Below are 332 nucleotides of genomic sequence, written 5' to 3' on the forward strand. Positions count from 1 at the left end.
TCTTCCAGCACATGCTGCCTTCATTTGGCATTGAAGTCCGTTTTGCCGAATCGGATAAAGCGGAAGACATAGGCAAACTTATAGACGGTAAAACTAAAGCCGTATTCTGTGAAAGTATTGGCAACCCGGCGGGAAACATCGCCGATTTAGAAGGCTATGCTGAGGTCGCTCACCAGCATGGAGTTCCACTGGTCGTGGACAACACGGTTGCTACACCGATACTTTGCAAACCCATTGATTTTGGCGCTGACATTGTGGTGCATTCACTAACCAAATACATTGGGGGTCATGGCAATTCAGTTGGCGGATTAATAGTCGATAGCGGAGGGTTT

1 protein-coding gene is annotated in these 332 nt (G+C 47.6%); it reads left to right on the forward strand.

Annotated elements, in window-relative coordinates; all coding sequences use genetic code 11:
- A partial coding sequence (locus tag RJ32_RS15450; RefSeq protein ID WP_034823238.1) for an aminotransferase class V-fold PLP-dependent enzyme occupies positions 1 to 332 on the forward strand: 332 nt, incomplete at both ends.

Origin of the sequence: Idiomarina sp. 28-8 (assembly GCF_000320945.2) — a bacterium.
Lineage (GTDB): Bacteria > Pseudomonadota > Gammaproteobacteria > Enterobacterales > Alteromonadaceae > Idiomarina > Idiomarina loihiensis.